At 40.0% G+C, this 18,104-nt stretch carries 16 protein-coding genes and 1 riboswitch; of the genes, 4 read left to right on the top strand and 12 right to left on the bottom strand.

From position 1 onward, the window contains the following. Nucleotides 1–133: 133 nt before the first annotated feature. The 10 genes from B3P16_RS05235 to B3P16_RS05190 form a co-directional block, all read right to left on the bottom strand. Nucleotides 134–877, bottom strand: coding sequence for a GIN domain-containing protein (locus tag B3P16_RS05235; RefSeq protein WP_159333064.1), 744 nt, complete (start codon nucleotides 875–877; stop codon nucleotides 134–136). Nucleotides 878–1,118: 241 nt separating this feature from the next. After that, complete coding sequence (tenA, locus tag B3P16_RS05230; RefSeq protein ID WP_070567862.1) at nucleotides 1,119–1,775, bottom strand: thiaminase II; 657 nt, start codon at nucleotides 1,773–1,775, stop codon at nucleotides 1,119–1,121. Further along, nucleotides 1,762–2,601 (bottom strand): bifunctional hydroxymethylpyrimidine kinase/phosphomethylpyrimidine kinase, encoded by an 840-nt coding sequence (thiD, locus tag B3P16_RS05225; protein ID WP_070567859.1) that lies wholly within the window; start codon nucleotides 2,599–2,601, stop codon nucleotides 1,762–1,764. The genes tenA and thiD overlap by 14 nt, the downstream gene beginning before the upstream one ends. Next, nucleotides 2,598–3,230 carry a thiamine phosphate synthase gene (thiE, locus tag B3P16_RS05220; protein ID WP_286841639.1) on the bottom strand — a complete coding sequence of 211 codons (633 nt, stop codon included), beginning with the start codon at nucleotides 3,228–3,230 and terminating at the stop codon, nucleotides 2,598–2,600. Before thiE ends, thiD begins: the two co-directional genes overlap by 4 nt. Next, nucleotides 3,220–4,023 carry a hydroxyethylthiazole kinase gene (thiM, locus tag B3P16_RS05215; RefSeq protein WP_286753736.1) on the bottom strand — a complete coding sequence of 268 codons (804 nt, stop codon included), beginning with the start codon at nucleotides 4,021–4,023 and terminating at the stop codon, nucleotides 3,220–3,222. The genes thiE and thiM overlap by 11 nt, the downstream gene beginning before the upstream one ends. Before the next feature lie 82 nt (nucleotides 4,024–4,105). Next, a riboswitch (TPP riboswitch) is annotated at nucleotides 4,106–4,198 on the bottom strand. Between the two features lie 63 nt (nucleotides 4,199–4,261). Beyond that, nucleotides 4,262–5,104 carry a VanW family protein gene (locus B3P16_RS05210; protein ID WP_236560236.1) on the bottom strand — a complete coding sequence of 281 codons (843 nt, stop codon included), beginning with the start codon at nucleotides 5,102–5,104 and terminating at the stop codon, nucleotides 4,262–4,264. 139 nt (nucleotides 5,105–5,243) lie between these two features. Beyond that, nucleotides 5,244–6,494: a hypothetical protein gene (locus B3P16_RS05205; protein WP_159333062.1), complete on the bottom strand. Its 1,251-nt coding sequence runs from the start codon at nucleotides 6,492–6,494 to the stop codon at nucleotides 5,244–5,246. Nucleotides 6,495–6,527: 33 nt separating this feature from the next. Continuing rightward, nucleotides 6,528–7,271, bottom strand: coding sequence for a dienelactone hydrolase family protein (locus B3P16_RS05200; RefSeq protein ID WP_159333061.1), 744 nt, complete (start codon nucleotides 7,269–7,271; stop codon nucleotides 6,528–6,530). Nucleotides 7,272–7,389: 118 nt separating this feature from the next. Next, complete coding sequence (locus B3P16_RS05195; protein ID WP_159333060.1) at nucleotides 7,390–8,235, bottom strand: NAD(P)-dependent oxidoreductase; 846 nt, start codon at nucleotides 8,233–8,235, stop codon at nucleotides 7,390–7,392. Nucleotides 8,236–8,293: 58 nt separating this feature from the next. Further along, entirely contained in the window at nucleotides 8,294–8,923 is a 630-nt protein-coding gene (locus B3P16_RS05190) for a Crp/Fnr family transcriptional regulator (RefSeq protein WP_070567849.1), read from the bottom strand. Nucleotides 8,924–9,375: 452 nt separating this feature from the next. On the opposite strand from B3P16_RS05190, the gene B3P16_RS05185 reads away from it, so the two are divergent. The 3 genes from B3P16_RS05185 (at nucleotide 9,376) to B3P16_RS05175 (ending at nucleotide 13,744) form a co-directional block, all read left to right on the top strand. Further along, nucleotides 9,376–11,988: a TonB-dependent receptor gene (locus tag B3P16_RS05185; protein WP_112376103.1), complete on the top strand. Its 2,613-nt coding sequence runs from the start codon at nucleotides 9,376–9,378 to the stop codon at nucleotides 11,986–11,988. Nucleotides 11,989–12,090: 102 nt separating this feature from the next. Then, nucleotides 12,091–12,474, top strand: a complete 384-nt coding sequence (locus B3P16_RS05180; RefSeq protein WP_088162243.1) for a hypothetical protein — start codon at nucleotides 12,091–12,093, stop codon at nucleotides 12,472–12,474. A 49-nt stretch (nucleotides 12,475–12,523) separates the two neighbouring features. Beyond that, nucleotides 12,524–13,744, top strand: a complete 1,221-nt coding sequence (locus B3P16_RS05175) for a tetratricopeptide repeat protein (RefSeq protein WP_159333058.1) — start codon at nucleotides 12,524–12,526, stop codon at nucleotides 13,742–13,744. A gap of 56 nt (nucleotides 13,745–13,800) precedes the next feature. Here B3P16_RS05175 and B3P16_RS05170 read toward each other — a convergent pair whose 3' ends face one another. Next, nucleotides 13,801–14,640, bottom strand: coding sequence for a prephenate dehydrogenase (locus B3P16_RS05170; protein WP_070567840.1), 840 nt, complete (start codon nucleotides 14,638–14,640; stop codon nucleotides 13,801–13,803). Between the two features lie 131 nt (nucleotides 14,641–14,771). After that, entirely contained in the window at nucleotides 14,772–15,932 is a 1,161-nt protein-coding gene (locus B3P16_RS05165) for a pyridoxal phosphate-dependent aminotransferase (protein WP_286841636.1), read from the bottom strand. A 265-nt stretch (nucleotides 15,933–16,197) separates the two neighbouring features. Between B3P16_RS05165 and B3P16_RS05160 the strand changes: the two genes are divergently transcribed. Then, complete coding sequence (locus B3P16_RS05160; protein WP_286841635.1) at nucleotides 16,198–18,033, top strand: ABC transporter ATP-binding protein; 1,836 nt, start codon at nucleotides 16,198–16,200, stop codon at nucleotides 18,031–18,033. The last annotated feature ends 71 nt before the right edge of the window (nucleotides 18,034–18,104 follow it).

The raw sequence follows: 18,104 nt of genomic DNA, 5'->3' as shown, positions 1-18,104 counted from the left end.
AAGGAGAAGGAGAAGGAGAAGTGTGAGCAAAAATGCTAATAAAAGCAAAGGTGATACTGGGGTATGTATCACCTTTAAGCTAACTAAACATTAAACATAAATAAACAGTCTTTTTTAAAGACCACACTAAAAATTACAATACTACTCTGCCACTTGTTGATTTGTCAACTTGGACATTTTTTGGTTGATTTTTTAACGCAATTCTTGCCGATGTAGAAACATTTCCCTGTAAGTTTTCTTTCACGCTGAGCGTAACATTTGCAGACGAATTGGCTTGTACTTGGGCATTTGTTGTCGAGAAACGGCTCATGTCAACCGATGCGGATGAATTGGTGTTCAAATTTAAATTTGAAGCGCTACCCGCAATTTCCTGCTTAGACGAACTGCTTGCCGATACTTGCAAATTTTTACTGCTGACATCTGTCGTTAACTTGCTAGAAGAGCTCGTTGAAAGGTTGATATCATCAGCAATTAATTTTTTAAGCGATATTTTTGCGGAGGAGGATACGTCTACAGAAATTTTGTTTGCCTTAATCGTTTCATCGGTATAGATCGAACTGCTGGATGATGCCGAAAAGCGTGTCGGTATCTTGCTTGAGTAAACAGTTACGCGATTGTTTCTCGCATTTCTGATTGAACTGTTTCTTTTATACTGTACATACAGTGTACCGTTTTTTACAGTCGTTTCGATAAGGGATAAATGTTCGGGATTATCTGCTTCAACAATAACCTCGTTGCGATTAGAGTGAATATAATCTACACGTAATGAAGTTGCCGATGAAATGCCATCTGGAGCAGTGATCTTACGTGTTTCGCGTTCTTGTGCCTGAGCTACATATAAAAATGAAATAAAGGCAATGGTTAAGATTCTTTTCATTATTTTTCTGTTATTAGTTTAAATTTATTTTTACTGAAAGTTTCATTTTAATTTCCCTTTTTATCGTTTCTTATGTGCTTATGCATACGCTCTATCGTTAACTGCCACCTATAGTATAATAGTAATGCCAAAACTTTAAATCCGTTTAAAATACTGATTAACACTAGTTTTGTTCCTGAGTGCTATTTTCGTTCATGCTCATTTTTGAACATCAACTGTTCGGTATCGGACAATAGTTTGTTTACCAGACTCTTCGTTTGTAGGCTGCTAACCAGAATTGATACTCTAATTGGGAAGCTGTTATAAATACTTGTCGCATCTTCTCCCGTTTTGTTGCAGTAGTTTCTGCTGCAATTTTGTCAACGTAGTTTTTCGCCTTGATAACGCCCTGTGCAAAATCCTCACCGCTATAAGTTGCTATCCATTTGGAATAGGGATTTCCCTGTGTATTAGCTGTCGATACAATGTGATCTCCGACCTCCTTATAAATCCAAAAACAGGGGAGTGTTGCCGCCATAGCAACCTCAATGCTCTCGAAAGCGGCTACGCTTTTAAGAAAATGAACATAATGATGGCAGGTTGGTTCGATTTTGTTGCTCTTGTCGGCAGGACTTAAACCAAATTCCCGAAAGTAATTTTCGTGTAATGCCCGTTCAACAAGTAGCGCATTGCGACCAAATTCGAAATAGTCCAATGCTTGTTGGTTATCCGTACTTTTTGCACCTATAAAGGCGAGCACACGGCCAAATTCTTCTAAATAGAAAGCATCCTGCTGCATGTAAAATTGAAATTTATCCAGGGGAAGACTACCATCACTAAGCTGAACAATAAACGGCATAGTGAGTATATCTGAATAAATTGATGTTATTGAATCCCAGGCATGATCAGTCCAGTTCATATTGAATAAGTTTAATCGGATTGTGGAAGTGATTTAATGGCCCATTTCCTTTGCCAATGATGAGGTCTTTGCTACCAGCTATTGCTGCGTGTATATAGGCCAATGCGAATTCAACCGCGCTATCGAGACCAACGCCTTGTGCCAAATGGCTCGCAATTGCTGAAGAAAGCGAACAACCGGAACCATGTGTATTTTTGCTGTTAATTTTTTGAGATTTGAATTCAATTGGTGGATTCTTGTGCTGGAACAATAGGGATGTTAATTCTTGACTTTGGAGATGCCCGCCTTTAATCAAAACGGATTGACAACCTTTCGCCAGTAGGCTATTTCCCGCTTTTTTCATCCTCTCGACATCGTCAATAACTTCGTCTACTAAAACACTTACCTCGTCTAAATTTGGTGTAATCAGCGTTGCCAAAGGAAAAAGAAGTTCAATGCAGGCCTGAATTGTATCATCGTGAATGAGCTTGTGCCCGCTGGTCGAGACCATGACTGGATCAAATACGATAGGCCCTTTATATTCTTTTAAATAGCTGCTAATAAGCTCCACAAGTTCAATATGGTGTACCATGCCTATTTTAATTGCATCGGGATAGATGTCGTCAAAAATAGCATCTAATTGGTCCTGGACGGCTGCTGTAGGAATGTCATAAATACGTCTTACACCTTGTGTGTTCTGAACGGGTAAGGCAGTTAACACATTCATGGCATAACAACCTAATGCAGATATGGTTTTGGTATCTGCTTGTATACCTGCACCACCGCTACCATCGAACCCCGCAATGCTGAGTACGGTAGGGACGCGGTATTTTTTATCTTTTGTCATTTTAATAGTTCTTTTAGTTGTGCACTGGCAGCTCTGGGATCTTGACTTTGGCATATGGCCGAAACGACTGCAATGGAGTCTGCACCGGCATTCCAGGTCTCTTCTGCAGTTTGTAAGTTCATCCTTCCGATAGCGATCAATGGTTTTTCCGTCTTATTCCGAAGTTGTTTTAAACCTGCAATTCCCCATTCAGTAATCGTATCCATTTTTGTTCTCGTAGAAAAAATGGGACTTACACCAAGGTGGTCGACAGCGTACATTTGTGGACTTTCCAGCTGCTGCATATCTTCTATGGACCAGCCTATGTTTAATTTATCGCCATATTTTTCGCGAATAGGGAGCGGCTGCAAATCATTTTGACCCACATGTACTCCCCATGCCTCGATTTTTGCAGCGATTGCTACGGCATCATTGATCACGAGCGGAATACCATAACGATCGGTCAGTTTTTTCAAACACATGGCTTTATCCAAAAATGTAGCGGGATCGTCAGCTTTTTCGCGTAATTGAATAAGATCGACTCCACCAATGATGGCTTCTTCGGCGACATTGAGCCAATGTTGAGGATAACAGTCCCGCTCAGAAATTACCAAATATAAAGGGTAGGGAAAAAGCGGATTAATGCGCATAACATTTGATCTTGAGCTTTGATTTTAGACGTTCTGCATTGAGCTTATAGAGTTCATCATAGAGATTCAATTGCAAGGTACCCGGGCCAGCTGCTGTTTGGGCTGCGAGTTCTCCCGCCAAGCTCAAAATGGAAACGCCGGCAACAGCTGCTTCAACATATTGGTCTGTAACACCTAGAAATGCACCAATAAGTGCAGTAGCACTACAGCCAAGTCCAGTTACCTGTGTCATTAAAGGGTTGCCATTAAAGACTTCAACCCTGTATTGTTCGGAAAGAATATAGTCTACTTCTCCGGAAATACAGATAATGGAACCGGTTTGCTCTTGCAATAATTGGCCAAATCGGAGCGCATCTTTACTCGCTGTCGTGCTGTCGACTCCTTTTGTGTTCGGTTGGTTGAAATTGTACAGCGTCATGATTTCTGATGCATTTCCACGAATAACCGTTGGTTTGAGATCCAGTAGATTGGCTAATAAATCATTGCGGAATGCTGATATCCCAGCACCAACAGGATCAAGTACCCATGGCCGTCCAATGGTATTGGCATGTTCGGTAGCAACCAGCATAGCTTCGGCTGTATCTTCACTCAAGGTGCCGATATTAATAACAAGAGCTTGCGCAATATCGACAACTTCGCGTACTTCTAAAGGACTGTGTACCATTACGGGGGACGCTCCTAGGGCTAACAGTGCGTTGGCCGTATTGTTCATCACGACTAGGTTTGTGATGTTGTGTACAAGGGGTTTTTCGACCCTCAGCTGCGCTAATAAATTGATAATTGAATCTTCCATTCTTTTTACATATGCTAAGATGTACGGTGTAGCCTTGGAGGGAAGAAGAGCGATAGACTGCGCAGTGAAGGAGTATGCTGTACAGTGGATTTTTGCTTTTCCCTACGCCGGTATAAACCGAATCAGGTTCAAAGGGACTATCTCAATTCTATACAGAATACCCCCAAAGCCAGACCAAATTTAAACAAAAAAGAGGACTTTTCATATCCATCATTTTTCGATCACTTAGCTTGTTAAATTAATCGGCCGGATTTTGATCGGCACTAATTTCAATATATTCAACAGGGGTATAAGTAACCCGGGCAAAATTTTTGGTCAAAAGTTCTGTTTCTAAAATCTTTCCACCCTGAAATTTTAAAAACTTCTCGCGCCAAATCTCATTTTTACGAAAGAACTGATTGTCTATTTTAAGAAATTGATGTTCTTTTTCAACGACATGGTATGCAAAATCCAGCTCCTGATCGATCCTCAATTCGCCCTCTAAACATTTCTCTGTAAACCAGAGGTTGATCTGGAAGGTGTAAGGCGTGTTGTTGGTGAATTGATAATCACGGTAGTTATAAAATACGGTAGCCCCACTGCCGAATGGCAAAACACGACCATCGTCAGGAAAAGGATCAAAGGAGTGATGATAACGTTCGCTGACGGTGAGTGGACTATGGATAACAAGCCAATGGATGAGATTGGATATTTGACAGATTCCACCGCCAATACCCGCCCTTGCTTCACCGAAGGATAACTCCATGCCGGGCAGATACCCTTTCTTTACGGTGGGGAGCCCCACGAGTTTACAAAATGAAAAGGTTTCCTTCGGTCTGATCAGAATGCTATTGATCTGTGCTGCTGCAATTTTCAGGTTGGTCACTTTGTTGATCTGCAATTGCATATTATTTTCGCCCAGCTTTTTTAATAATACAGACTGATGCTTTTTAATACGAAAGGGAAGTTTTTCAGCTGATTTAACTTTGCTGTATTTTTTGTCGTCAAATAGCCAGACGGCTTTTCGCTGCATTCTTCTTACCCATACTGCAAAAAAATAGAGCAAGGGGTGCTGTTGACTGATCAGTTTTCTTTTTTTCAATACGATGTTTATTTATCGCTATCAAAATTAATGCAGAAATGTATCTTTTGCCGCTTTTTTTGATTTTGTCCTGTGTTTTTACTGTATAGGGGGTAGAACTTTTGTTCCATCGGGTGTATACTGGCTTTTCGCTCTATGTCTATAGCTGTTTTCTTGTTTGTACGTATTTGCCCGTGATCTTCCCATGCCCGTTATAGTTCAGGTTTTCATACGTACAGTTTCCCAAATCTTTTACAATTGATTTTTGTTGCAATACCCCCTTGAAGTAGAATTCATCAACTGTTTCGTTGGCCCGGTAGGATCGCTTGATTTCCGCTGTGAGTTGGTCATTTTGATCGAAGGTTTGGCGTAGTATATAATCACTTGTTTTCGGATCGCTATACGCATAACGGACCCGACTTTCCCTTCGATCATTTCTGCCCGACAGCTCTTCACTCATGCGATTCTGTTTGTCATAACTGTAAATGGTCCAATCTATCCGTTGGTATAAAAAATGAATGGATTCACTTTTTACAACCTGGAGTTTGCTGTTCAAGTGGTCTATTGTCGCTGTTTGTAATGTTGGATCGTAGGAAACAATGGCGTTTGGGAGATAACGGTAAATGGTGCTGTTGCTCCATTTGCTGTTTTGAAGGTACTGTATGGAGTCGATAAGTCCGAACTGATTATAGCATCTTTTGCTGAAATAATTATTTCCGCCGGAAAGATTGTTGGATGTGAGCTCTTTGCCTTCTTCATATACAGTCGTCACAATTGCTCCAGTTTCCACCTCATTTTCATCGGAAAACTGCTGCATGACGTACGTGCCGTCACATTGATTTTTACGCTGACTGTAGTAAAGAGGGAGAGCTGTATTGGCGATAATAGCCGCTGCATATTGCCTGGATGGAATAAATTGCACTTGTGCAATGGAGTCAAAGAAATGTTGGGCATTATATTGTGACGAAGGATTCTTCGACGCAACTTGTGTGTTGTTGCTTAATATGGATTTGGCTGCTGTCAGATAGGTATTACTATCGTATATGATCTTGGGTTTGCCTAAGCCATCAAACAAGATCATGGCATGACGTTGTTTCAATGACAATAGATTGATGGTCCATTGTTGATTTTTAATGCTAAATGTAAGTTTTTTTGCATCGGTTTTTGTGACCAGTAACTTTGTTGTGCTAAAAGGTACTTGCTTGAAAATCGCAGCAGCATTTTTTTCGTGTAAACGCATGATAAAATCAGTTGATTTATCGGACTCATTGGTTACAAACAGAACTGCCTGTGTAGGGCTAGCTATTGTTAACGATTTTACTGTTTGCGATGCTGCAATGGGACTATAAAACAGCAATATCAACAACTGAATGATAATCGGATAAATTTGCAGTTTCGCGTTATAATTCATTTGGGTCGATATTGCTGTTGCTTACTTTGCTATTTAATTTAATACTTCTTTCAAAAATAATAAGGTGTGCTCCCAGGCACGTTTGGCCATCACGGGATTATATTCCGCTGACTCGGGATTCGTAAACGTATGTCCAGAATTTGCGTAGGTAATTATTTGCCAGTCTGCTTTTCCTTCATTTAATTCCTTGACCAACCCATCGTAATCTTCTTTTGATACACTCTTATCGGCTGCAGGGTGCTCAATGAGTACTTTTGTTTTAATGGAACCATTGGGTCTATCGGCAGCTTTGGATAGGCCTCCGTGGATACTGATCACGGCATTGACGGGGAAGCCGGCTCTCGCCGCTTCTAATGCTCCTGAACCTCCAAAGCAATAGCCAATGATCGCAATTTTTGTCGGATCTGCGCCTTCTTTTTTCAGTTGTTCTAATGCGAGCTTGATGCGATGCTGATAAGCTTTATAGTCCGTCTTGTAGTGGCCTGCAATTTTCGAAGCTGCGGTGTTGTCCGCAGGAATATTTCCCTCACCGTAGATGTCGGCAATGAACGCGATGTAACCTTCTTTTTCAAGAAGCAATGCCGCTTGTTTCGCTTCGTTGTCAATTCCCTTCCACGCAGGAATAATTAAGACAGCAGGGCCTTTTTTTGCCCTATTGGCGGTTACCATGCCGTTGAGTTTTTGTTCACCATCCTGGTAAGAAACCTGTTTTAATTGTTGGGCCTGCGTAGTCATCGTGACCATAGTAAGCATCAATAGTGTCATAACTGTTTTCATCTGTCAATAATTTGTTCCGCTCATTATTTTGTGTGATCAGAAATGAACCTAATTTGGAGTCCATCTCAACTAAATATAATTTTCAATGTACATTTTTTCCGCTGTCGCCAACCTGAAGTTACGACTTTATAGATTCAATAATACCAATAACATCGAGTTGTCCGAGACCTTGGTCGTGTGCTTTCCCGTAGGTATCGAGTAATGTCTTGAGGAGGGGATATTCGGCACCGGCTTGTTGCGCCAGTCGAATATCTTTCAGCATAAGATCTAGTGCGAAAGCAGGACTGTAGTTTTCTTCCACCAGTAAAGGCGTTTTGACTTTTGTTGCGCCACTGCCACTGGCACTATCATTGATGATTTCGAGCATATCACTCCGTTGAATTCCCAGTTTATCTGAAAATAAGATCGTCTCTGCGAGACCTTGATAGATCGTTGAAAGAAAATAGTTGATCGCAAGTTTGGCGGCAATTCCCTGGCCATTTTCGCCAACATGTTTGATCGACTTGCCCATCTGCTCGAGGTATGGCCGGGCGCGATGAAGATCCTCCTGTTCACCACCGACCATAATAATCAGGGTGCCCTCTGCCGCGGGCTTGGTACTGCCGGCCACAGGTGCATCTATAAATGCGGCTCCTTTTTCTTTGAGTTTGGATGCGATAGACAGGGTGAGTTTACGGGATATGGTACTCATATCGACAAATAATTTGCCCTTGATATCTCCTTGAAGGATTTTTTCATATACTTCACTGACAGCTTCATCATTGGTGAGCATGGAGAATACAATATCAGCATGTTCGACCAATTCGGCTATACCTTCTCTGATCATTGATTGTTTTTCAAAGCCCGCTGCTTTTGCACGGTTTCTATTATAAACAGAAAGGGGGAATCCTGCTTTTTCCAGGTTTTTAGCCATGGGGTGCCCCATGTTTCCTAATCCTATAAATCCTAATTTTTCTATCTTCATCTAAAATTACATTAATAGCTCTTGAAATTTACGTCTATTAAAGATACAAATGTTTTGGTCATTCCACTAATACCCTGATTTCGTTACGAAGGAGCACTATTTTATCTTCCTGTTCCAGTTTTTTTAAAATTCGGGAGACAACTACCCGGGATGTGTTTAGGTCAGAAGCAATATCCTGATGCGTAAGGGTAAGTATTCGGTCGTTGTTCAGCTTTACTTTGGCTTTCAGATATTGGATGATTCGTTCTTCCATATTGGAAAAAGCTAGACTATCAATAGCTTGTAACATTTCGTCCATACGGCTTGAATAGCTTGATATGATGAAATTTCGCCAAGAGGGGTATTTTCCCATCCAAAGGTTGACAAGCTCATTTGGAATCATGGCAACCGTTGTTGTTTTTTCTGCGAGGGCACGAATTTCACTTTTTTTATTTCCGAGACAACAGGCTATTGACATCGTACAGGTTTGACCTTTTTCCAAATAGTAGAGCAGCAGTTCGCCTTTGTCTTCATCTTCCCGGACAATTTTTATTGCTCCATCTAGGAGAAGGGGCATCGACTTGATGTATTGATTGGTATCAATGATGAGATCCCCCTCATGAAACGTTTTGATGTGTGCGTTTTTGGCTATTGCAGTAATTAACTCTGGCTCAAGAATGCCTGTATAAGCTTGTTGGATTGACAACATACGGTATTATTTTAGTTAAAGTTAATTATTTACGGGCTTATTTTATCCCCTGGGGGTGGAAAAGAATGTTGGTGGAAAAGAATGTTGGTGGAAAAGAATGTTGGTGGAAATAATGTGTAGAAAGACCGGTTTTTTTGTGCTGTGTGTGGCGTATCCAGCAGCTAACATATAAAATCGTGAAATTCATAAATTTTGATTTATTCAAAACAGACAAAATGTTATTCTGATTATTTTTAGTGTTTTTTTAAGAATGTGATGAATGTGTTGTATTTATTTTATTTAATCTGTTTTTTTATTGCCTCTTTGTTTTAGAAGTAGCTGTTTTTCTGTGGAAGCTTAAAACTGATTTGTTTTGTATAGCGCTAGGGTCTGATAATCCTATTGTTAAAATTAGTTAAAAAGACAATCAATTCCTAATTTTGCGCCACAAAAACAAAACAATCACATCTAACATGAAAAAGTCTTTACTTTTTTTTGCCCTCGTTTTTGCTAGTTATAGTGCCGTTCATGGTCAAACAGCAAATACTAGTTCGGTTTCAGGAGTTGTCAAAGAAGCTACTGGACAAACGGTTAAAGGAGCAACCATTAAAATTACCCACATCCCAAGTGGACAAGTTGTAAGTGGCTCAGCCGATGCCCAAGGAAAATTTCAAATTTCAAATCTTCAAGAAGGAGGCCCCTACAAAGTAGAGGTAACTTACATTGGCGAAACGCCTGTTGTTTTCGAAAACATCATGCTGAAATCGGGGGAATCGTTGAATATCAATCCAATTTTTACGGCTGGATCTTCAACAAATTTGGATGAGGTTGTTGTTGTTGGTCATGGTGTTATTGATATTGCTGCGGGAAGAAAGACGCCGATTGCCGTTTCGACGATCCGTAAACAGGATTTAGAGGAAAGGGTAGGCGCACAGGATATTACTTCAGCACTAGCTAATACCCCGTCGGTTTATATCACTGGTCAGGCAAAAGGTTTTGGTGAGTCTTCTATGACAACACGTGGTTTTGATCAGTCCAATACCGCATTTTTGTTGAACGGTCAGCCGATCAATGGTATGGACAATGGAAGTGTATATTGGTCAAATTGGTCGGGACTTACAGATATTGCTTCTTTAGTGCAGATTCAACGTGGTTTGGGATCATCTAAATTAGCGATTTCATCTGTCGGCGGTACCGTAAATTACGTGACACAATCTACCGCAATGAAAGAAGGTGGTTTTGTCCGCACTACTGTTGGTAACGATATGTTTATGAAGGCAACAGTAGGTTACAATACCGGTCTGATGAAAAACGGTTTTGCTGTTTCGGCTATGTTTACGCAATGGTCAGGTAACGGTTATATGGATCATACGGAAGGTGCTGGACAAAGTTATTTCTTGTCCGTTGGATACAAAGCAAATGAAAAGCACAACCTGAACTTCATGGTAACCGGTGCACCACAGTGGCACAACCAAGGATATACCTCAAAATTGTCTAACTATCTTGCTAATGGCAGACGTTACAACGACAATTATAAGGATGCAAATGGCGTGATGATGAATGCGCAAAAGAACTTTTATCATAAGCCGGTAGCCAACTTGAACTGGGATTGGACCATCGATGATAAATCATCTTTGTCAACTGTCGTTTATGCGTCGTTAGCTGCTGGGGGCGGTCAATCGTTAAGAAGTGATAAATACAACAAAGGCAAATATTTGGCTGCTGATGTGAACAATCATCAGTGGTTTGGTATAGTTTCCAATTATAACCGTAAGCTTTCAGAGTCCCTGAATTTTAATGTGGGTTTTGATGTGAGAGATTATAAGGGTACACATTATCGTAAATTGACAGATCCACTAGGAAATACAAATGGTGTTGTATTGGGCGGTAATGTTAATTTCCCTAATAAGCCATTGGTTACCAATACATACTCAACAAATCCTTGGAAAGCTTTCTCAAGCAAACCTGATTCGCGTGAAGATCGTTTAGCTTGGGATTACAATCAATACATCCGTTATGGCGGTCTGTTCGGTCAATTGGAATATGCGAAAAATGGCTTTACAGCGTTTTTCCAAGGATCGGTTTCCGAACAACAAAACAAACGTTCTGATTATTTTCAATACACACCAGGTAATGAGGATTCTAAAGACGTGAACAACTTTGGCTACAATACGAAGGGTGGTGTAAGTTATACATTGGGACATCATAGTGTTTTTGGTAATGCGGGGTACTATTCCCGTCAGCCTTATCAAAACAATATTTTCATGAATTTTGCAAATGATATTAATGAAAATGCTGAAAATGAAAAAATCCTTGGTTTAGAGGCTGGTTATAAATTTGCTTCTCGATTCTTGGATGTGAATGTGAATGTTTACCGCACAACTTGGGAAAACCGTGTTACGGGTAGTTCGAGTTTAGCGACGGCAGATGATGTGAAAAAATACAACCCAACAAATGATCCTGGTATTTTGGTCGAAGGTGCCTATTTATATACAACAAATTACGGTGTAAAACAGGTGCATAGAGGGGTAGAAGTTGATTTTGAGGCCCGCCCAATCGAAAAATTAAGCCTAACAGGGTTTTTATCGATAGGTGACTGGAAATACGATGGTGCAGTAAACTCTGTTATACGTAACGATAACCGCGTCGAATTGGGACGTTCTCAGGTTAACTTAACCGGTGAACATGTTGGTAACGCAGCGCAAACTTCTTATGGATTTGGTGCTAAATATAAAGTGTTTAAGGGTTTGTCTGTTGACGCAAACTACAGATATTATGAGCGTTTGTATGCATCGAATTATCGTAGAGAAGTAATAGATGGCCAAACTTATGGACGTTATATGAAATTACCGTCTTTTAATCTTTTGGATGCCGGTCTTTCTTACAATGTCAAAGTAAGTGACAAGAACAGCATGAGTTTCCGTGTTAACATGAACAATGTGTTGAATAAGTTCTATATTTCGGAAGCTACTTCGAGTAACTTGGTGACAGATGTGAACAATACTTGGAATGGTATTGATACTTCCAATTTTGTTTTGATCGGACAGGGTAGAACTTGGAATGCATCTGTGAAATTTACATTCTAATAAGATTTACGTCGAATACAAAAGGTCCACAATTATTTTGTGGGCCTTTTTTTGTTTTTTAATAAAAACTTAATAATTTTAGGTGATCTAATTGTCAACCTGATGTTGCATAAATTAATTTGTCTGGAAAATTTACAGATCGGTACTGTCCATTTTTCTGCTTTTGTTGTTAATTTGGATGGTGGAAATACAGGCTTTGCTTTATTTATTAACCAAGAAAATGACCCAATCTTTATTTTTCGAAAAGAAAAGAAAAATGAGGTATCTTTCCATGTAAATGAAGAGCAATTCTTTTGGATTGTAAAAAACAGCCAGTTTACACCAGGAGAACGTCAAGACTTTTTTGCTGAATTTGTTGAATTCCTGCGTTTGATGGAAGAGAAGGTTTCCAATTATGTTTTCAAAAAGGAAAAATTAATCAAATTTACAAATTCGAGGGATATTGTCCGCTATAAATACTTATACCTGACAGGTGAAATTAGTTGATAAGAATACCCGATTATAATACCTGATCTCCCGTTAGATTTCTTTTGTAATGAAATTTAGCTTAGTTTTGGGTATGAAGCATATGTTTTCAAATCTAGCTGTCATTCTACAAAACAATACTTTTGTGGAATCAGATTTTACACTGCCAGTACCCGTACTTCTTGCTAAGTTTTCTTTTTTACCTATTTCATCATTTTTTCCGGAAGCGAGTTCATCTTTTTCCGCTGATTGGTTAGACATCGTCCAACAGAGCGCGATTAGATCTACATTGGAAGGATTTAATGTCGGAATCAGTGGCGATGGTAATCCTGTCGCTTTACTTGAGCAGGCGATTGCTTTGACCAATCATGCACTTGCCTATAGCTATTTGGGGCTTTATTATTTTAAAATAGCGGCATATGACCAAGCTATTGCAACGTTTACAAGCGCAATCGAACAGTATAAAGAGGAGCCATTTTTTTATGCGAGCCGTTGTTTAGTTTATCGACTCATCGATGAAGACGAAGGTGCTTTCTATGATTATCAGATTGCCAAGAGACTGGATTTTAATTACCATAGTGTATTGGAATGGGCGGAGAATCAAGCTGAACTCACTTACTTTGAGGCCGATAATTTGGTTATTCAAGAGCTGGAATCGAAGCCAAAGCACCTGAGTACTGACGAAATAAATTCATTGGGACTTGAATATGTTCATTGCTATAGCTATCTAAAAGCAATCGGTCTTTATTCTTCTGCTATTGCGGAATCCGACAACAAGGATAGCAACCTGTTTGTTTTTAGAGGAAGTTTGTACCTGAAATTGACCTGTTTTGAATTGGCATTGTCTGATTTCAATCAGGCTATTGCTCTTGATGAGAATCGTTCTGCCGCCCATATATTTCGCGCTAAAGTGTTTGAATCCTATCGTAATTACCAAAGTGCGCTGGAAGACTATGCCAAGGCGGAGGAAATAGATCGTGATTCATCGATCGTATACGAAGAAAGGGCATCTTTGTTTGAGCGGTTGGGAAATTTTGAGGAAGCATTATTGGATTTTGATCGCCTTGTTACGCTCAATCCGGAAGATTTTTATGTGTATTCATTACGAGCCGATTTGAATGAAAAGTTGGAGGATTTACCAGGCGCACTGGCAGATTACTCGAAAGCGATCGATTTGAATCCATATTATTCTGATTTGTATTCATATCGCGCAGCAATTCGTGAAAAATTGGGTGATCCTATCGGGGCAAAAGCCGACCTGGATAAATTCAATGAATTGGAAGATGAATAAAAAAAGTCCACCTTTTGGTGGACTTTTTATACCTACTGCTCTAACTAGAGCAGCCTTTATTTAATGATCCTTTTTATCTTATTGGAACGGGTAATAAGTTTGTGCAATTTGTCATAATCCTCCGTGGCAATAGAATCGTGCAGGGATTGAAGCTGCTTGATATGTTCTTCGAGTACTTCGAGTACATTTTCGCGATTTTGCTTGAAAATAGGTGTCCACATATCGGGCGAACTTTTGGCTAGACGTACTGTAGATTCAAATCCCGAGCCTGCCAGCTCAAAGATACGCCCTTGAGATTTCTCTTTTTCCAATACTGTTAAGGCGAGGGCGAAAGAGGTCAGGTGAGAAATGTGGGATACATAAGCCGTATGCACATCATGTTCATCTGCATTCATAAAACAGCTGCGCATCTCCAATTGGTCGGTGATGGCATCGGCAATCTCGAAAGCATCCTCATCCGTTTTAAATGCTTCAACATACACCATCATTTTTCCTTTGAATAAGCCTGCTATTGCAGCTTCGGGTCCCGAATACTCTGTTCCGGCCATGGGATGGGCTGCAACATAACGGCCCCTATTGGGATGATCCTTTATTTTATTCAGAATATTCGTTTTTGTTGATCCCATGTCGATGACAACCTGGTCTGTGACCAGATCCAAGATTTGAGGAACAACATGTAAAATGGCATCAACAGGAATTGTGAGCACCAATACTTTACAGGTCTTAATCGCATCTTCTAAGCTTGCTGTTTCGTCAATGAAGCCGATATGCATCGCTTTATCTAAGTTCTTTTGACTCTTATCTACACCGATTATTTTGTCGCAGAATTTTGTTTCTTTTAGGCGAATGGCAACTGAGCCGCCGATCAAGCCTACGCCTACAATGGCAATGTTCATATATAAACAATTATATTAAGCGTATTTTTGTTCAAATGTTATACATCGAACCCTTCATACCCTGGTTGTTTGTTGATCAATTATTCTATCGATAATTTCAAAGCAGTTAAGCTGCGCCGAAATCGAATGTGTTAGAAATTATCTTTAATACGTTGGATTGATTCTTTGAGTACCTCTACCGTAGCACAGAGACTGATGCGTATATATTGATCGCCTTTATCTCCAAAAATTCCACCCGGTGTAATAAATACCCGTGATCTCTCCAAAACAGCATCACTCAGGGCATAGCCATCCTCGTATTTCTCCGGAATACGCGCCCATACAAATAGACCTACTTGGTCTTTTTGATAAGCACAGTCCAGCAAATCCATGATCTCATAAACCTGTTGGCGTCGTTCCGCATAAATTTTGTTTAGATCAGCATACCAGGAGGCATCAAGTTGTAAGGCTTTTGCCGCAGCCAGCTGAACGGGTAAAAACATACCTGAGTCCATGTTGCTTTTGAAACGGAGTACTTGGTTTATACGTTCTTCGGCACCCACGAGCACACCAATTCGCCATCCCGCCATATTGGAAGACTTGCTCAGCGAATTCAACTCAATGGCTACATCTTTCGCGTCAGGGATACTCATAATGCTTCTTGGCGTATCTGTCAAAATAAAGCTATACGGATTATCGTGGCAAATCAGGATATTATACTCTTTAGCAAATTGAATCAGCTCTTGATAAAATGCATCGGGTGCTGAAGCACCTGTTGGCATATGAGGATAGTTTATCCACATCAATTTAACCTTTGACAAGTCTTGTTTTTTGAGCTCATTTAGATCGATAAGCCAATTTTTCTCTTGTGTAAGATTATAGGTGATCGCTTCAGCACCACTCAATCTCACTGCAGCAGCATAAGCTGGGTAGCCAGGATTGGGTATAAGCGCTTGGTCTCCTTCCTGAAGATAGGTCATACAGATGTGCACAATACCCTCTTTTGACCCTATTAAGGGTAATATTTCGGTATTGGGATTAAAAGTCGCGTTATAATAACGTTGATACCAATCTGCAACGGCTTGTCGTAGGGCGGGGGCGCCTTTATAATTTTGATAGCCATGCACATTTGGAAGTTGGGCATTCGTATTTAATGTCTCGATCACCTCCGGGTGTGGAGGCAAGTCTGGACTTCCAATTCCTAGGTTGATTACACGCGCACCCTGCTTGTTTAATTCATCTATTTCTCTTAATTTTTTGGAGAAATAATATTCCTCAGTATGCTGCAATCTTTTGGCAACGTCTATTTGCATTTTATTTTAATAAATTTGGTATTTGAATAAGGCTAAATTAGGGAATTATCTATTAAAAGGAGATTTTTTTATCGATTTTTCAAGCTGAACAAGCTGAATGCTTTAGTCTTGAGATGCAACAATTTTATAGTCCCTTACCAGGATATGTGCTTTTCTTGATTAATTTGTTATTTTTGTTCAATTTCCTCGTCAAAAATCTGGAAGTTAGAGGAGAGACCGACGAATTACTTTTGATGTAAAAGTAATTTGTCTTAGTTCAACATAAATGAAAACATATTTTAGGCTCTTATCGTTTGCTAAACCCATTGAGAAATTTGCAATCCCCTATGTAATTTGCACGCTGATCACGGTTGTTTTTAGCACGTTGAATTTGGCATTACTTGCTCCTTTACTCCATACACTTTTTAAAACCGGAAAAGAGGCTTGTGAAGCAGCTATTGAAGTCGTGAAACCTGAAGCGTACACAGATATTTTAGCTTGGTTCAATTACTATGCATCGATGGCAAATGAGCAGTTTGGTGCCTATGGCGCATTGCAAAGGGTCTGTATTGCAATTGTGATCTCCGTATTTATCAGTAATCTGTTTCGCTACTTCTGTCAACGCATTATGGAGAATTTCCGTATTCATACTTTGCTCAAATTGCGTAGAGCGGTATTTGACAGTGTAATGGATTTACATGTCGGTTATTTTACAGGACAACGAAAAGGAGATATTGTTTCTAAAGTTGCGTCTGATGTACAGGTCGTGCAGTATTCTGTGACGGGTACTTTACAGGTGGTTTTTAAAGAGCCCTTGCAATTGATCGCTTATATCGTGATGCTTTTTAATATCTCTGCGCAATTGACATTCTTTTCACTCTTGGTCATTCCCATCTCTGCATTTTTTATTTCTAGAATCGTTAAGAATCTTAAAAGCCAAGCGCATGCGGCACAGGAATCGTATGGAAATATGATTTCCTATTTGGACGAAGCATTGTCTGGAATAAAAATTATCAAAGCTTTCAATGCCGTTTCATTTATTAAGAACAGGTTTCATAATGAGAACGAACGTTACGCCAATATCGGTCGTGCTATGGCTAAAAGACAACAGTTAAGTTCACCTGTGTCCGAATTGCTGGGGGTAATTATGGTGGCTATTATTCTTTTGTATGGCGGCCATTTGGTGCTTTCAGGTGACAAGAATTTAACGGCGCCCGCATTTATTGCCTATATCGCTATTTTTTCACAGGTGATGCGTCCGGCAAAGGCTTTAACAGATTCTTTCAGCGGTATTCATAATGGTCTTGCTGCGGGTGAGCGTGTATTGGAACTTATCGATGAACGGACGGAAGTGAAAGATCGCGCCGACGCGAAGCTTGTGAAAAGCTTTGAGAAGAATATTGTCTTTAATCAGGTGAATTTTTCGTATACCAAAGATAAAGAGATTCTACAGAACATCGATTTGACTATAGAAAAAGGGAAGATTATTGCGTTGGTGGGACCTTCAGGTGGGGGAAAATCAACTTTAGTTGATTTAATTCCGCGTTTTATGGACGTTACTGGGGGGCAAATTTTGTTTGACGGTATTGATTTACGGGATTTAGACCAGGATTCTTTACGGGACATGATCGGTGTCGTCAATCAGGAGTCCATTTTGTTTAATGATACAATCTTCAATAATATTGCATTCGCTAATCTTTCGGCCAGTCAAGAGGAAGTAGAAGCCGCTGCACGGATTGCGAATGCGCATGAGTTTATTGTGAAAACGGAACAGGGTTATCAGACCAACATAGGTGATAGGGGCGGTAAATTATCTGGTGGCCAACGTCAGCGGATCTGTATTGCACGAGCTGTCTTGAAGAATCCACCGATCATGCTTCTTGATGAGGCGACTTCTGCTTTAGATACCGAATCTGAAAAGTTGGTGCAGGACTCCTTATATAAATTAATGGACAATAGAACAACGGTTGTGATTGCCCATCGTTTAAGTACCATTCAGAATGCGGATAAAATTGTGGTTATTGAAGCCGGAAAGATCGTAGAAGCAGGTAGCCATAGTGAGCTGATACAGCAAGAAGGATTATACCGTAAATTAATCGAAATGCAACAATTTACAGATTAGGATCCTTTTCTAAGAGCTATGTCAAATTAGTTGTTGTCACATTTTTTATTATAACTTTTGTTGCCTTTTCG

Source organism: Sphingobacterium sp. UBA7631 (genome assembly GCF_002483935.1).
Taxonomy (GTDB): Bacteria; Bacteroidota; Bacteroidia; order Sphingobacteriales; family Sphingobacteriaceae; genus Sphingobacterium; species Sphingobacterium multivorum.
The sequence above is the reverse complement of the archived record's forward strand: the minus strand, read 5'-3'. Positions and strand labels throughout refer to the sequence as shown.

Excerpts from the sequence above, each read along its gene's own strand:
- thiE (WP_286841639.1), bottom strand. The coding sequence starts at position 3,230 with ATGCGCATTAATCCGCTTTTTCCCTACCCTTTATATTTGGTAATTTCT.
- tenA (WP_070567862.1), bottom strand. The coding sequence starts at position 1,775 with ATGAACTGGACTGATCATGCCTGGGATTCAATAACATCAATTTATTCA.
- B3P16_RS05190 (WP_070567849.1), bottom strand. The coding sequence starts at position 8,923 with ATGTTGTCAATCCAACAAGCTTATACAGGCATTCTTGAGCCAGAGTTA.
- B3P16_RS05180 (WP_088162243.1), top strand. The coding sequence starts at position 12,091 with ATGTTGCATAAATTAATTTGTCTGGAAAATTTACAGATCGGTACTGTC.
- B3P16_RS05205 (WP_159333062.1), bottom strand. The coding sequence starts at position 6,494 with ATGAATTATAACGCGAAACTGCAAATTTATCCGATTATCATTCAGTTG.
- B3P16_RS05235 (WP_159333064.1), bottom strand. The coding sequence starts at position 877 with ATGAAAAGAATCTTAACCATTGCCTTTATTTCATTTTTATATGTAGCT.
- B3P16_RS05170 (WP_070567840.1), bottom strand. The coding sequence starts at position 14,640 with ATGAACATTGCCATTGTAGGCGTAGGCTTGATCGGCGGCTCAGTTGCC.
- B3P16_RS05160 (WP_286841635.1), top strand. The coding sequence starts at position 16,198 with ATGAAAACATATTTTAGGCTCTTATCGTTTGCTAAACCCATTGAGAAA.
- B3P16_RS05175 (WP_159333058.1), top strand. The coding sequence starts at position 12,524 with ATGAAATTTAGCTTAGTTTTGGGTATGAAGCATATGTTTTCAAATCTA.
- B3P16_RS05195 (WP_159333060.1), bottom strand. The coding sequence starts at position 8,235 with ATGAAGATAGAAAAATTAGGATTTATAGGATTAGGAAACATGGGGCAC.
- thiM (WP_286753736.1), bottom strand. The coding sequence starts at position 4,023 with ATGGAAGATTCAATTATCAATTTATTAGCGCAGCTGAGGGTCGAAAAA.
- B3P16_RS05185 (WP_112376103.1), top strand. The coding sequence starts at position 9,376 with ATGAAAAAGTCTTTACTTTTTTTTGCCCTCGTTTTTGCTAGTTATAGT.
- B3P16_RS05200 (WP_159333061.1), bottom strand. The coding sequence starts at position 7,271 with ATGAAAACAGTTATGACACTATTGATGCTTACTATGGTCACGATGACT.
- thiD (WP_070567859.1), bottom strand. The coding sequence starts at position 2,601 with ATGACAAAAGATAAAAAATACCGCGTCCCTACCGTACTCAGCATTGCG.
- B3P16_RS05165 (WP_286841636.1), bottom strand. The coding sequence starts at position 15,932 with ATGCAAATAGACGTTGCCAAAAGATTGCAGCATACTGAGGAATATTAT.